This is a genomic window from Bartonella sp. PS17NMGDW (assembly GCF_042193555.1).
Lineage (GTDB): Bacteria > Pseudomonadota > Alphaproteobacteria > Rhizobiales > Rhizobiaceae > Bartonella > Bartonella grahamii.
Genome location: NZ_JBHILY010000004.1, coordinates 129,873 through 145,049 on the forward strand (window position 1 = coordinate 129,873; position 15,177 = coordinate 145,049).

At 36.0% G+C, this 15,177-nt stretch carries 11 protein-coding genes and 1 pseudogene; 10 read left to right on the forward strand and 2 right to left on the reverse strand.

Translation table 11 applies throughout. The features are described 5' to 3' along the window. The 9 genes and pseudogenes from ACFIJK_RS04480 (at window position 1) to lpxK (ending at window position 11,090) form a co-directional block, all read left to right on the forward strand. Entirely contained in the window at window positions 1-1,401 is a 1,401-nt protein-coding gene (locus ACFIJK_RS04480) for a pseudouridine synthase (protein ID WP_375626829.1), read from the forward strand. Continuing rightward, window positions 1,382-1,948, forward strand: a complete 567-nt coding sequence (gene rsmD, locus ACFIJK_RS04485) for a 16S rRNA (guanine(966)-N(2))-methyltransferase RsmD (protein ID WP_375625702.1) — start codon at window positions 1,382-1,384, stop codon at window positions 1,946-1,948. Before ACFIJK_RS04480 ends, rsmD begins: the two co-directional genes overlap by 20 nt. Window positions 1,949-2,751: 803 nt before the next feature. Then, the gene (locus tag ACFIJK_RS04490; protein WP_375626831.1) at window positions 2,752-3,201 is read left to right on the forward strand and encodes a hypothetical protein; all 450 of its coding nucleotides are present in this window, start codon (window positions 2,752-2,754) and stop codon (window positions 3,199-3,201) included. 1,696 nt (window positions 3,202-4,897) lie between these two features. Next, complete coding sequence (locus ACFIJK_RS04495) at window positions 4,898-6,229, forward strand: TldD/PmbA family protein (protein ID WP_375626833.1); 1,332 nt, start codon at window positions 4,898-4,900, stop codon at window positions 6,227-6,229. Beyond that, on the forward strand, window positions 6,216-7,019 hold the full coding sequence (locus ACFIJK_RS04500) for a 3'(2'),5'-bisphosphate nucleotidase CysQ (protein WP_375626835.1): 804 nt from the start codon (window positions 6,216-6,218) through the stop codon (window positions 7,017-7,019). The genes ACFIJK_RS04495 and ACFIJK_RS04500 overlap by 14 nt, the downstream gene beginning before the upstream one ends. Before the next feature lie 46 nt (window positions 7,020-7,065). Then, entirely contained in the window at window positions 7,066-7,311 is a 246-nt protein-coding gene (locus ACFIJK_RS04505) for a DUF4170 domain-containing protein (RefSeq protein WP_375626837.1), read from the forward strand. 259 nt (window positions 7,312-7,570) lie between these two features. Then, a pseudogene (locus ACFIJK_RS04510) lies at window positions 7,571-7,834 on the forward strand (type ISP restriction/modification enzyme); the annotation flags it as partial. Window positions 7,835-8,737: 903 nt separating this feature from the next. Next, the gene (waaA, locus tag ACFIJK_RS04515) at window positions 8,738-10,060 is read left to right on the forward strand and encodes a lipid IV(A) 3-deoxy-D-manno-octulosonic acid transferase (protein ID WP_375626839.1); all 1,323 of its coding nucleotides are present in this window, start codon (window positions 8,738-8,740) and stop codon (window positions 10,058-10,060) included. Next, window positions 10,050-11,090, forward strand: a complete 1,041-nt coding sequence (lpxK, locus tag ACFIJK_RS04520; protein WP_375626841.1) for a tetraacyldisaccharide 4'-kinase — start codon at window positions 10,050-10,052, stop codon at window positions 11,088-11,090. The genes waaA and lpxK overlap by 11 nt, the downstream gene beginning before the upstream one ends. A gap of 19 nt (window positions 11,091-11,109) precedes the next feature. Here the strand turns inward: lpxK and ACFIJK_RS04525 are convergent, their stop codons facing one another. Together ACFIJK_RS04525 and mutL are read right to left on the reverse strand one after the other, a co-directional pair. Next, window positions 11,110-11,346, reverse strand: coding sequence for a DUF2093 domain-containing protein (locus tag ACFIJK_RS04525; RefSeq protein ID WP_375625714.1), 237 nt, complete (start codon window positions 11,344-11,346; stop codon window positions 11,110-11,112). A 108-nt stretch (window positions 11,347-11,454) separates the two neighbouring features. Continuing rightward, entirely contained in the window at window positions 11,455-13,308 is a 1,854-nt protein-coding gene (mutL, locus tag ACFIJK_RS04530; RefSeq protein WP_375626844.1) for a DNA mismatch repair endonuclease MutL, read from the reverse strand. 239 nt (window positions 13,309-13,547) lie between these two features. Between mutL and ACFIJK_RS04535 the strand changes: the two genes are divergently transcribed. Continuing rightward, window positions 13,548-14,636, forward strand: coding sequence for a 2'-deoxycytidine 5'-triphosphate deaminase (locus ACFIJK_RS04535; RefSeq protein WP_375626846.1), 1,089 nt, complete (start codon window positions 13,548-13,550; stop codon window positions 14,634-14,636). Window positions 14,637-15,177 lie beyond the last annotated feature (541 nt).

Below are 15,177 nucleotides of genomic sequence, written 5' to 3' on the forward strand. Positions count from 1 at the left end.
ATGAATGAAAATAATGAGAGTGAACGAATTGCTAAAAGGTTAGCGCGTGCTGGTATTGCTTCGCGTCGAGATGCAGAAATGATGATTGTTGCAGGTCGTATTTCTGTGAATGGTACAGTCGTGACAACGCCTGCTTTTAATGTTAGCCGCTCTGATGTTATTAAAGTTGATGGCAAACCTTTACCTCCTATAGAACGAACGCGTTTATGGCTTTACCATAAGCCAGCAGGCCTTGTCACCACGAACCGTGATCCTGAAGGCAGACCTACAGTATTTAGTAACTTACCAAAAGGAATGCCGCGTGTTCTTTCTGTTGGAAGGCTTGACATTAACACGGAAGGTCTTTTGCTTTTAACCAATGATGGTGGCTTAGCGCGTGTATTAGAGCTTCCTGTAACAGGATGGGTCCGCAAATATCGCGTCCGTGCTCATGGAAGAGTAAAACAGAGTGCGCTGGATAACCTTAAAAATGGTATTGCGATTAATGGTATTTTTTATGGTTCGATTGAAGCATCAATTGAACGTGAACAAGGGTCGAATGTATGGCTTTCTGTCGCTTTGCGTGAAGGAAAAAATCGTGAAATAAAGAATGTTTTAGGGGCATTGGGATTATCAGTTAATCGATTAATCCGTGTATCCTATGGTCCATTTCATCTCTCTGATTTAGAAGAAGGAGCCGTGCAAGAGTTAAAAGGGCGGATGTTACGAGATCAGTTGGGGGAGCGTTTGATTATGCAAGCCAATGCAGATTTTGATGCTCCTATTCTGAAACCCTTTTCAAATTCTGCAGTTGTTGCAGAAAAGCAAAGCCAGAAAGATCTTTCTGTTGCAAATGATGGTTGGGTTTTCTCAAGTGAAAGGGCGATACGGCGCCGACCAAGAGATGGTTCTGTTGAACATAGTCGCGCGCAATTAAGTACAAAGTCTCATGAGAATGTAAAGAAGGAGAAAAGTGAGGAAGGAAAAGCAGAGCGTTTTCTACCGCGTTCTCGCCGTGCTAATGTTTGGATGGCTCCTGGTGCGCGTCCCCAGAGTACACGTAGAAAGCCTTCCTATAGTGAGGAGAAATCGCATGATCATAAGAGCGGTTTGGATGGTAAAAAATCCTTTCATCGAGGCAAGGAAAAACTAAAAGAAAGTCCGTCACACAAAGAGAAGAGGGGAAGTTTTGTTCAAAAACGTGGCAAAACATCTTATGACGAGACGCATCCCTTTGGTAAGAAAGATCGCTTTTTCAAGGATAAAGAGAACATGATAAAAAGTGGACATGAGGAGCATTCTTTTGACAGAAAGAAAAAGGTAAAATCGTTTGGTGGTGCTATGAAAAAATCTAAACCACATAGGGATGGTGCAAAAACTTCGAAGCGATTTGGAGGCTCACTTGCGGATCATAGGCGGTAAATTTGCTGGTCGTGTTTTGTTTTCGCCTGTTAATCAGTCGATTCGCCCAACGAGTGATCGTACACGTGAAAGCCTTTTTAATATTCTTTCTAGCCGTGAAGAACAATTTTGGACCAATAAACGTATTCTTGATCTTTTTGCTGGTACTGGTGCTTTAGGCATCGAAGCACTTTCACGTGGAGCAAAGGCGGCTGTTTTTGTTGAAAACTCGGTTGAGGGGCGGGCGTTGCTTCAAAAAAATATAGAAGCCTTTGAATTACAGTCGATAGGACGGATTTTGCGTCGCGATGCGACCAAACTTGGCAATATTGGCACTATGCTTCCATTTGATGTTATCTGCGCTGATCCTCCCTATAGCCGTTGTTTAGGGGAACGTGCTTTCGTAGAAGCTTTGCGAGGGGGGTGGGCAAAAGCTGATACACTTTTCATACTTGAAGAAAAGAAAGATACAATGATTCATTTACCTGACGTCTTTTATCTAGATGATGAGCGTTTTTATGGTGAGACAGCAATCCGTCTCTATAAATTACGATCGCTTACATCTTGAGAAAGTTCTTGTTTTTATCCGGTAGGATGAAAAAATGCTTCTTTACAGTTTTCTTCATTTTATATGGTTTTTAAAAGGTTAAGCAGAAAGTAAATAAAAGATTTTGATGTTAAAGAAATTGATGAATTTTTATTTCATTATGTTTTTTGTCTCAATCTCTTATTTTTTTTGAAGTTTTTTATAGCCTCAAGAGCGAGTTTTTACAATATACGCCCTTTAATATAGAGGGGCCATCTGTTCTTTTGTCTAGCCAAAAATTGCTTTGAGGTATAATGCTATTAGACCTAAATTAGCAGTATGTATTGCTGCTAATTTTTGTAAGTTATATGCTGATTTGTTAATTTCATCTACATTAAAAGTGTAACACATTGTCAAAGCTTTAGTGTATTATTAGCTTTACTACCGATGAATGTTTTTTCTCCAATAGGATATATATTTCACGACAACAGTTATGATACCTTTTTGTCTCATTTCTTTCGGCTGCACATTAATCATCAACATCTCATTAGCAGCTGAAAGCTTTCAACTATGCAGTCTGCATTTATATCCTAAATAGTGCGTAACTTTTATCTTTGTTATTGTATGAACTTAAAACAGATATTTTCTATTTAAGGTAGACAATAGTGTTCATTTATACTGAACATTTGTGTGTTTATTTTATTAATATCGCTTAGTGAGTTAATCATTATATTAAGTAAATCTGAAAGTATTAAGTGTGTTATCGTTATTACATTTTTAAGAATAATTTTTATATTATTCTTAAGCAATAAAACTAAATGATTTCTAAAACAGGGAAGATTATCATGTTTAAATGGATATATAGCGAAGAAATTAACACAGAAGCGAGTGCTGAGCAAATTTGGGCTATATGGGAAGATGTGTCATCATGGCCTTGTTGGGATAGTGAACTTGAGTGGGTAGAACTTTCTGGTCCTTTCAAAGAAGGGGCTACAGGACGCATGAAACCTAGAAAGGGACCTACAGTAACTTTTACACTTGATAAAGTTATAAAAAATGTTTTCTTTTCTGATTATGCTAAACTTCCTTTTACACGTATGAGTTTTGATCATGAATATATTTGTTCAACAAAATCGGGTTCTTCAAATAACAAAATTCGTCATACTGTAACCATGTCTGGTTTATTTTCTCCTTTCTTTGGAATGATTATTGGGTCAAAAATTAAGTTACATCTTCGGGATGCAATGATTGAAATGAGCAGACGTGCTCTTACTGAAAACAAAATCATCTCGTAAGGGGGTGCATTTATAAAGAAGTTAATACCTTTACAAAGGCGCAGAAACCTTAGTCTTGTTAGAATAAAATTTGTTATGAGTACATAGCAAATCGATGAGCTATGATTTGTTTTTTCATTAGTCGTTGAAATCGAGTCAAATCATCTGAGAAAATTAATTTTGCACCAAAGATCTTATAAAAGTCATTGAATTTTATTCAATATATAAAAGCTTATAAGGTGCGCATTTTTACTGAAAATAAAGAAAGTTGTAGAAGCTTATTTCTGCTCTTGTGAATCTGAGGTCGATATTGTCATGATATTTGCCAGTTTCTAGTATTGCGATAGTTTTTGATTTGGGAGCATTCATAAAAGGCATTTTGACTTCTTCTTAAATAGGTTTTATCAATATTACCTCTATTCATGATGTGAGAGCAAATAGTTGTGATTTCCTCAACATAAATAAGTTTAAAATGGAGAAAATTTAATGATATTTGATTCTTTTATGCAAATTACAAAACGATCAATTATGATTATAAATCAAAGTGTTTTTTTGATTAAAAGATGATCACTTTTCTAGAGAGTGGAAGTTCTAAAAGGCTCTAGATGATAAAATAAAACCTCCCTTAATTTTCGTAAAAATTAATCTCGTATCGTTGTATGTATTTGGTTTAAATGTTTAAAAAAGCGATTTTTTAAAATGCGCACAGATATCCCAGTTTCTGCAAATATTTTTGTATCTATTAAAACAATTATGAGCGATAAACTTGCCAAAATTAATTGGAAGAATACGCTTATTGCAGATTGAATTGAAAGATAGATACAACGTTGAGTTTCATATAAAAGTTTTATTAATTATCATTTTATGACAATACTACGCTTCTTTATTTTTTAATGGAAGGGAAAGAGTATAGTTCTTAAATCAAAATCTATCCTGTATTTTGGAACTTTTATTTTAGGAAAAAGAAGTCAGTCAAATTATGCCTGTTTAATAACAAAATAACCGATTAAGGATGCCGCATGAAAAAATGAGATGCTCTCGATTAGACGTATTAGAAACGAGAGAGAATGTTATGATTATAACTTATTTCTGATAAATATAAAAAATGAGTTCTTTGTGATACCACGTCCATGAGGGTAAAGAAGTTTATGACTGCTCATTTTGTTGAAACCATAATGAAAGGAAAAATTTTTTATTCCGTTTATGTCTTTTTGTTTACAAGATTGCCATCTTATTGTGAGAGAGTTTATAGAAGCAAAGAAGTATACACAAATATAAGGCATTTTCTTGATTCTTGCTTGGAAATTAAAGAGTGCTATAGGAATGAAGGAAGTTATTTCACTATCCAGAGGACATAAGGCTTGTGACTTAAGTCGTTTTATGCTTTTCGAATTTTTGAGGATTTTGACTTAAATTCAAGTGTTATTGCTAGGTCTTTTGTTGATTGCCAAGTTTTCGGTTGATTTGATTATCAGTACAGATTGGGTTTTCTAAAATGATAAGGGGCAATGAGAAATCTTGAAACTAAAGAAATTTTACGACATACTGCGTCTTTTCATAAAGAAGCTAAAAGGGAAATTATTCGATGCATTAAAAGAAAAAAATGCATGAAATATGCGTAATCTTATGAATAAACATACAAGAGTATATTCTGATTTATATAAATTTGTCAGAGTGCTTATCAATGTAAATAATAAAATATTTCAGGGAGTCTATAATGACTGACAAAAACCAGATTGAGAAAGCTGTTTCATTGGTTGAAGCAGCAAGGCGTTCTGGGGCAGATGCTGCTGATGCCGTTATTGTTCATGCTCATTCTACCAGTGTATCAGTGCGTTTTGGGAAAGTCGAATCAACAGAAGCAGCAGAGAGCAATGATTTTACTCTAAGGGTTTTTGTTGGAAAAAAAGTAGCAAGTGTTTCTGCTAATTTAGCGTCTTATCCGCAAGAACTTGCGGAACGTGCTGTTGCGATGGCTAAAGCTTCTCCCGATAGTTTATTTGAAGGTTTGGCAGATAAAGAGTGTCTGGTTAAGTCTCCTAAAGATCTTGATCTTTTTGATGATTTTGTGCCAAGTAGTCATTTTTTAACAGAAGATGCTTTAAAAACAGAGGCAGCAGCTCTTGATGTTAAAGGTGTAAGTAATTCTGGTGGCGCTGCAACAGCTTATGGCCGTAGTGGGTTTATTCTTGTGACCAGCGATGGTTTTTGTGGAGCCTATCGCTCCAGTTGTTTTTCACGTTCTTGTAGTGCTCTTGCAGGTGAAGGAACACAAATGGAGCGGGATTATGATTATACAACAGCCTTACATTTTTCTGATTTAGAGGCAGCAGAAACTGTTGGAAAGAATGCAGGGTTTGGTGCTGTTCGACGTTTGGGTGCAGTTCGTGCGGCGACTGGGGGTGTTGATGTTATTTTTAATCCGCGTACGGCTCGCGGAATTGCAGGGCATATCGCATCTATGGTCAATGGAGCCTCTGTGGCTCGTAAAACAAGTCTTTTACAGAATTTCCTAGGCAAGGAAGTGATGAAGCCTAATGTTAATGTAACCGATCAACCTTTGCGATTACGTGGAAATGCTTCTCATCCTTTTGATGGAGAAGGGGTAGAGGGGCAAGCACTCAATATTATTGAAAATGGTATTTTAAAAAATTGGCTTCTTTCATCAGCTACAGCACGTGAATTGGGACTTAAAACAAATGGACGCGGTGTGCGTTCGGCATCATTAGTGCAGCCGACAAGTACAAATTTTGCTATTGAACCAGGTTTAGTATCGCCTTGTGATATGATAAAAGATTTGCGAAATGGATTTTATGTGACCGAATTATTCGGTCATGGCATTGATTTTATTACTGGTCAGTATAGTCGTGGGGCTTCCGGTTTTTGGATTGAAAATGGTGAAATTGCTTATCCAGTGAGTGAAGTAACGCTAGGTTCTGATTTGCTTCATATGTTAGCACATTTAACACCTGCCAATGATATTGATCGGCGTTATGGTACGGCGGCTCCAACATTGTTAATTGAAGGGATGACACTTGCAGGAAAATAACACGCATCATTCTTCTGATTTAAATCTTTTGCGTGATGTTTGTCGAGAGGCAGGAGATTTAGCAATGCGGTATTTTGGATGCACGTTGGATGTTTGGATTAAAGAAGGTAATTCACCGGTCAGTGAGGCAGATTTTGCTGTTGATCATTTTTTGAAAGAGAAGCTTCTTGGAGCGCGTCCAAATTATGGATGGATTTCAGAAGAAACAAAAGATAATCGAGAACAACAAGATTATGAACGCTCCTTTGTGGTTGATCCTATTGATGGAACACGAGGTTTTCTTTCTGGCAGTCCTTATTGGTGTATTTCGGTTGCCATTATTGAGAATGGGCGTCCTATTGTGGGCGTTCTACAATGTCCGGCTCAAGGAGACATTTATGCAGCTGTAACGGGTGGAGGGGCAACATTAAATGGGGTAAAACTTCCTCGTTTAACTTCGGGGGGGCATCGAAAATATAAAATTTCGCTTGATAAATCGCTCGCACAAAAATTACCAGATGATTTTCTCAATCGAGTTAGTCTTTACCATTATCTTCCTTCTCTTGCTTATCGTATTGTCCTTGTTGCTCAAGATGAAATTGATATCGTATTAGTTCGTCCGAATTGTCATGAATGGGATATTGCCGCTGCTGACCTTATTTTGCAGGAGTGTGGAGGGTGTTTTTTATCGCTTGATGCCCCTTTACTATCTTATGGAATTGAACCTTACCAATATGGACTTTTAATTGCTGGTAAAAATAATTGCTGTCAAGATATGATAGGTGTTGTTCGTCAAACAAAGTTAGTTTAATCACGTAAAAGCACGCTAAAATAATCTAAATGATATAGAGGCACATATGACTGAAACCAAAGAAAAAAAACAATATTTACATCTTGTATTTGGTGGGGAATTAAAAAATCTTAACAGTAATCAATTTAAGAATCCTGATGATTTAGATGTGGTTGGTATTTTCTCAGATTATCAATCGGCTAAAGAAGCATGGCAGGCAAAAGCACAAAGCAGTGTAGATAATGCATTACAACGTTATTACATTGTAGATTTGCATCAGTGTCTTGATGCTGAGTTAGGCGATGTAGAATAAAGCTTGAATATTTGGTCATCATAGCTTGTAGATTGTTTCACGCTTTTGTTTAGTCGTCCTTTTCATAGGTACGTTCTTTGGGTAAAATAGAATGCCGTAAAAAAATATGCTTGTTATTTAAAATTCATATGTTTTCTTAAGGAAACATCTTTCAAGGCACCCAAGCACATTTCATAATGGTGTCCGTGCAAGGTATAAAATCCATTGTTATACCACCATCTTTACGCTTAATAAAAATTCAAGACAGTTCTATTAACCTATTTACAACAGCAATATTATCATGACGAGCGATCACTCGAAGTTTATGATTATATTGTGAATAGTCACTCTGCTTTTGAATGGAGTATGAAACATTAATGCGTTCAGATTAATAAAAAGAGTAGCATTATTAATGATACCAATTACTACTTCGTTGAGATTATTAGCACTCCCTACTTATCCATTGGAATTTTTCCAACAAGTTATCACTATAAGCTTAGAAACCATGAAAGTCGTTAGAAACTTACCAAAATTAGAAACTTAGAAAAACTGAATAGATTGATGAAGTTAATTTACCTCATAAGGATTTCTTGAGTACTCGTTTAAAACTACAATCTATAAATTAATCATTTTGCGTTGATTATATACAACCTTAAAAGGAATAATATACCATGCGATTTCCTGAAAAGAGAGGATTTAAAATTTTGAAAACTCTTATTTAAATTGCTTTAAGACTTTTAAGAAATTTTCTATTAAACAAGATTAGATTTTTCTGGATTACCTTTAAGAGATTATATCACAATTTAAAATGAGAACTTTATACCGCTCAAAAGTTTTTTTAAGATTAGTTTTACATATTCATTTTATTGAAATGAAATTATAGAGATTGGGCTTTCTTTTAAACATATTTTATTTGTTGTATTTATATAGGTTGTAATATTTATATGGATTATTTTTTGAAAAATTGATAATACCTAACATATGTAAAAATAAGTTTTTTCTCTAAAATATCAACGTGCAAAATTCAAATTTTTACTAAAATCATAAGAAGTATTTATTCAGTGAGCTGAAAAAAATTGATATAATCTATGTTATAGGTTGTATGATATTTATCATTTATATTCTCAAAATTATAATCGACTGAAATGTAGCTTTGTTATTTTTTGAGTAAGACTTTTCATAGGGTGCAGAATGAAGTGATACAAAATTTCATTAAAAGAGATTTAAATAATCTGTATATGTTATCTTTATAGGAAAATTTAAAAAAAATATGGCGATAAAATTACGTTTTTTGTCCTTTATGTATTGAATTTTCTCATGGGTGAAGCGTTTTTTATTCAAGATATGGATGATATTAAAAAAATATGGATGTAACTAATAGTGTTGATGAATTTTTTAACAAAATAAGCATATAGATATCTTAAAGTAGCTGGATGAGGTGATTTAAATGGTAGAATTAAAGGCACATACGGCTCTTTTAAGCTATCGGATGATTGGTTTTTTCTTATGTCCTGTTATTCCTTTTTATTTGTTCTTTCGTGCTATTCGTGGAAAAGAAGAGTGGTGTCGCAAAAAAGAGCGTTTAGGTAAAAGTTCTCATGTACGTCCCCAAGGTTCGTTAGTTTGGTTGCATGCAGCAAGTGTTGGAGAAACACTTGCACTTGTTCCACTTGTAAACTATATTTTATCATTAAAAATCAATGTATTAATGACAACTGGGACTGTAACATCTTCTACTCTTGTGAAAAAACATTTTGGTAATAGGTTGATTCATCAATATGCTCCTTTGGATTTAGATTTTGCAGTGCGCCGTTTTATTAGTCATTGGAAGCCTGATCTCGTCTTGATTTGTGAATCAGAAATTTGGCCCCTTCGTATTAAAGAACTTGCAAAAATGCGTATTCCGCAGATTTTGGTTAATGCCCATATGTCTGAACGTTCTTTTAAAGCTTGGCAAAAACGACGCGTTCTTGCCAAACATATTTTTAAGGATATTGATTTGGCGATTGGTCAAAACGAAAGAGATGTAGCTTATTACCATACACTTGGCGTAAAATCTGTTACGTTTTCTGGTAATCTCAAGGCTGATGTTTTTCTGGTTGAAAATCAAGCATTGCTTGCACGTTATCGTAATGCTATCGGCAATCGCCCAGTTTGGGCAGCTGTTTCAACGCATGAAGGGGAAGAGGAAATTGCTTTTGAGGTCCATAAGATTGTTAAAAATTATTTGCCAGATTTATTAACAATTATTGTGCCTCGTCATCCTGAACGTTCAGAAGATCTTATCAGAAAATGCGACAATAAGGGATTACGTTTTATTCGTAGGAGTAGAGATGCTGTTCCAAACATGAATACCGATATTTTATGGGGAGATACAATTGGAGAAATGGGTCTTTTTCTTCGCTTATCGAAAGTTTCTTTCGTTGGTAAGTCGTTATGTGGAAATGGTGGACACAATCCATTGGAATTGGCTTTGCTTGGTTCCGCTATTTTGACAGGGCCCCATGTTTCAAATTTTCAAGAGATGTTCGAACAATTTTTAACGCATGATGCAGCATATATGGTTCAAGATACAAAACAGCTTGCTATTCAGGTGTATAAGCTTTTAACAAATGAAACATTGCGACAAGAAATGGTTGATAAGGCTCATGAAGTGGCGACAAATATGGCAGGTGCACTTGAGCGCACATTAAAGATTTTAGATCCATTTTTACAACCCCTTGTAATACAAACAGGTTTACGTCAGCGTCAGGGTAGATATGCATATTAGCGCCCCCCATTTTTGGTGGAAAAATAAAAGCTTTTTGCGTTTTGTATTAGCTCCAGTTTCATGGGGGTATGGTTATTTTTCAAGTCGTTTTATGGCAAGACAGCCTCCCGTGATTGATTTGCCAGTTTTGTGTATTGGAAATTTTACATGTGGCGGTGCGGGTAAAACGCCGGTTGTTATTGCTTTTACCAAAGTGGCTAAAGAACTTGGTTTCGTACCTGGTGTTGTATCACGTGGTTATGGTGGATCAGTTAAAGGGGTACATCTTGTAAATGAGAAATATGATACTCCACACAATGTTGGAGATGAGGCACTTTTACTTGCACGGCATGCTTTGGTAGCTGTATCACCTAATCGTTATGCAGCGGCACAACGGCTGAAAAAAGAGGGATGTAATCTTATTTTAATGGATGACGGATTTCAAAGTCGCCGTCTTTATATGGATTATACGTTACTCGTTGTTGATGCGATGCGCGGTTTTGGTAATGGAGCTGTCTTTCCAGCAGGACCTTTGCGCGTACCATTAAAAACGCAATTTTCTTTTATGGATAGTGTTTTATTGGTTGGTCACTCCGATGCGCCTGATAATGTTGCTTTTCTTGTGTCTCGTACTGGAAAGCCTTTATATCGTGCTCATCTTAAAGCCAGTGCCTCTGATGAGGTTTCAGGAAAATCATTTTTGGCATTTGCTGGGATTGGCAATCCAGATAAATTTTTTAAATCTATTAAAGAATTGTCTGGTCATGTGGTGCAAACTTACATATATCCAGACCACTATTTTTTCACAGATGAAAATTTAAAAATCCTTATACAAAAGGCTAAAATGCACAATTTATGGCTAGCAACAACAGCTAAAGATTATACCCGTATACAGACAATTCACACGCAAAAAGATTTGAAAAATCTTATTGTCTTTGATGTGAATGTCGATTTTGTTCAAAAAGACTTCTGTCGCATAGTCCTTGAGGAGGTCATGACCCGCTTTAGAAAACGTTCCCTTGAGTTTTCTTGTCTAAGAGGCAAAGGCTAAATTTATAGCTTTCGAGGGTTTATTTTTCTTTTGTTTTTAACAATTGCTTGAGATATGGGTTGCACTCAAGTTCGCGCTTATAGGAGATTTCACAACTAGCATATGCTTCTTGGCGGTGATGATTCCAATATTTTAAATCATCTATAGGGATCTTTTGTCCGCTAACAGCACAAATGGTATAGGAACCATATTCTATAATGTCATATCCATTATTAGAATAATGAATTTTTGCTTCGCGTTCACTATCGGAAAACATTATAACTCCTTTTTACTGATACAAGAGATTCAGGAAAAGTGCCATAAGATATATTATAAAGTCGAGAGTTAATTTAAAAATATTTTTCTTGTCAAAATGGTTAAGAGTTTATTTTCTGCCAAAAAGCCGTTCTATATCTGCCAATTTGAGTTCAATATAAGTAGGGCGTCCATGATTACATGTACTTGTATTGGGTATTGCCTCCATTTGTCGCAACAGTGTGTTCATTTCTTCGGGGTGTAAAAGGCGCCCAGACCGTATTGAACCGTGACAAGCCATCGTTGCTGCAACATAATCAAGCATTGCTTTTAAATTGTTTGTTGTATCATATTCAGCGGCTTCATCTGCGAGATCTTTAATAAGGGCTTGGACGTTGATCTCTCCTAACATGGAAGGTGTTTCACGCACAACAATTGCTCCTGGTCCAAATGGTTCTATTCCTAATCCAAATTTTTGCAAAGCATCTTTGTGGGTTAAAAGGCATGTTGCATCCTCTTCAGAGAGTTCTACAATTTCAGGAATAAGTAATAACTGTGAAGGAAGCGGTTTGGAATAAAGTGCATTTTTGAGTGCTTCATAAACCAATCGTTCGTGAGCTGCATGCTGATCGACAATGATCAAACTATCTTGTGTTTGGGCGATAATATAGTTTTTATGGATTTGTGCTCTGGCCGCTCCTAATGGATAAGATAACTCTTCTGATGAAGATGTAGTGTTTGGAATGTATGCATCTCCACTTGGTATATTTAAGCCCTCCATAATAGGAGTAGCATCTTCTTTTAAACCAGAAGAACTAGTAATATCCAATGGTTTGTGAACCATTGAAGCGGTGGCAAAATGATGAGGCTGTGGGCTATAAGAAGAGGACTGGTACGTGTTCTTAAAATTGCCTAACGGTTGTTGTGCCAATGGTTTTTGTATTTGAAATGCAGCTAGCGTTGCTTCAGAACGGGTTGAAGTAGGACGAATACCAGATTGCTGTAATGCTTCACGAATAGCTCCAACGATCAAACCACGAATTAATCCTGGATCACGGAATCGTACATCAGCTTTGGCTGGATGTACATTAACATCTACCTCAGCAGGTGGGAGATCAATAAAAAGAATAGCGACAGGATAACGATCTCGTGTCATGACATCAGCATAAGCGCCTCGGATAGCGCCCCATAGAAATTTATCACGCACGGGACGCCCATTAACATAAGCAAATTGATGAAGGCTGTTATTTCGGTTGAAGGATGGTAAACAGGCAAAACCCGTTAAGCGCACCGCTTCGCGTTCAGCATTCAGCGCGATGCTATTAGGGGCGAATTCTTTTCCCATAATTTGCGTAATACGTTGTAATTGTCCTTGAGTATTGTTTTCTGTAGCAGACAGTTCCATAGATGTTCTATCTAGTCCTGAAAGAGCAAAGCGGATATGTGGAAATGCGATAGCAATTCGCTTAATCATATCGCTAATAGCATTTGTTTCAGCCCGATCGGTTTTCATAAATTTTAATCGTGCCGGCGTGACAAAGAAAAGATCACGAACTTCAACAATTGTTCCAAGGTTTGCAGCAGCTGGTTTGGGTCCTACAATTTTTCCTGCAGTAACGGAAATTTCAGCAGCGCTCTCAGCATCTTTTGTTCGTGAAATGAGTTTAAGTTTAGCAACAGAACCAATAGAGGGGAGGGCTTCTCCTCTAAACCCAAGGAAGCAGATATTGTGTACGTCATCGGTAATCTTTGAGGTACAATGGCGAGAAACTGCTAAAGTTAACTGATCTGCAGGAATTCCATAACCATTATCACTCACCTTTATAAAATTTTTTCCACCATTTGCTGTAATAATTTCGATGCGTGTTGCACCAGCATCAATAGCGTTTTCAACAAGTTCTTTGACAACATTTGCTGGTCGTTCAATAACTTCACCAGCGGCGATTTGATTAATAATATTTTCGCTAAGATGGCGTATAATCATAATAAATTCTAACAGGAATCTTAAGGCTTCTATAAAAAATTATGATAACATCATTTGCGCGACATTCAAGAATAAGAGAGTATGGAAGGTATTATTTTTACAATACCTCCTATTTTATTTTATGTTAACAAATTGGTTGGAAAAAACAGAAAAAATAGTTTTTATCACCTTAAAATAGCTTGCACCAATTTATCATCTAGGTCAAAAAAGAAACAATGTAAAAAGGGAAGGCAATATATATGGCGCGTATAAGCGGTATTTTAGCAGATAGTGATATACAAGCTCTGATTGAGAATAACTTTCTCAAGGCTCAGTATCCATTTGATAGATCTCAAATACAACCAGCAAGCCTTGATCTTCGTTTAGGGGAGAAAGCTTATCGTATACGTGCTTCTTTTATGCCGGGTCCTAATACAAAAGTTTTGGATAAGCTTGAACGGTTAAAGTTGCATGAGTTTGATTTACGAGACGGAGCCGTTTTGGAAACGGGGTGTGTTTATATTGTTCCTCTTTTGGAAAATTTAGCTTTACCAGAATTTTTATCTGCTGTTGCCAATCCCAAAAGTTCTACAGGCCGATTAGATATTTTTACGCGTGTCATTACGGATAATGCTCAGGAGTTTGATAAAATTTGTGCTGGTTATCATGGTCCACTTTATTTGGAAATTAGTCCACGCACATTTCCAATTTTGGTGCATAAAGGCTCACATTTATCACAGCTTCGGTTTAGAAAAGGGCAAAGTTATTTAAATGAAGTTGAGTTACACACTTTGCAAAAGCAAGAAACACTGATATCGGAGGATCTTCCTAATATTAGCGCTGGTGGTATTGGTCTTTCCATTAATTTAAAGGGAGACGAAAACGGGCTTATAGGTTATCGTGGTAAACATCATACAAGTGTTATTGATATTGATAAACGTGCTGTTGCCCACGTTTTAGATTTTTGGGAACCTCTTTTTGATCGTGGTCAAAGGGAGTTGGTTCTTGATCCTGATGAATTTTATATTTTAGTTTCACGAGAGTCTGTTCATGTGCCTCCGCTTTATGCCGCAGAAATGACTCCTTTTGATCCTTTAGTTGGTGAGTTTAGGGTGCATTATGCAGGCTTTTTTGATCCAGGATTTGGGCATGTGGAAGCGGGTGGAAAAGGAGCAAGAGCGGTTTTAGAAGTGCGGAGCCATGAAGTTCCTTTTATCTTAGAGCATGGTCAAATGATTGGCCGTTTGGTCTATGAGCATATGCTTAATCGACCATCAACCCTTTATGGACATGATGTTGGATCACATTATCAAGCACAGGGTTTAAAGTTGTCCAAGCATTTTAAATGAGTTGGAAACTACGAATTTTGATAACATGTATGCAGAAAGTGTATTTTGGATAAAAGAAAATTTTGTTCTTCGCAAAACCGGCGCCATTCATTCTATTTTTAGTTTCCAAAGTTATTGCATCCCTTGCATTTGAGAGGCATTTTTATTTCTTTTTTTCAAGAGGTTGTATCTATAGGAACTTCGTTTATGATGTGCAAAAGAATAGTTTTGATTATTTTATCATGAAAAAATCTAAAATGAAAGAATTCTACTATATTCAATATGTTATTCGTATTTATTGATTATAATAAATCAATAAATTACTAGAATTCAATATAACAGTAACGTATTTGCTTTTCAAAGTAAACATGCGAGATTGGATGCTGCTATTGCTCCATTTTTCTAGAGCTTGAATGACCAGTATATTTTATTTCGTATAAAAATTATCCTTAAGAGCCAATAAAGAAGTTTTGCACTACAGTTTATTAACAATTTTTTTAATAAAAATTGTTCTACTTTTAGTAACTCATTTATAGCTTCAAGATATAAAATATTGCTAGAA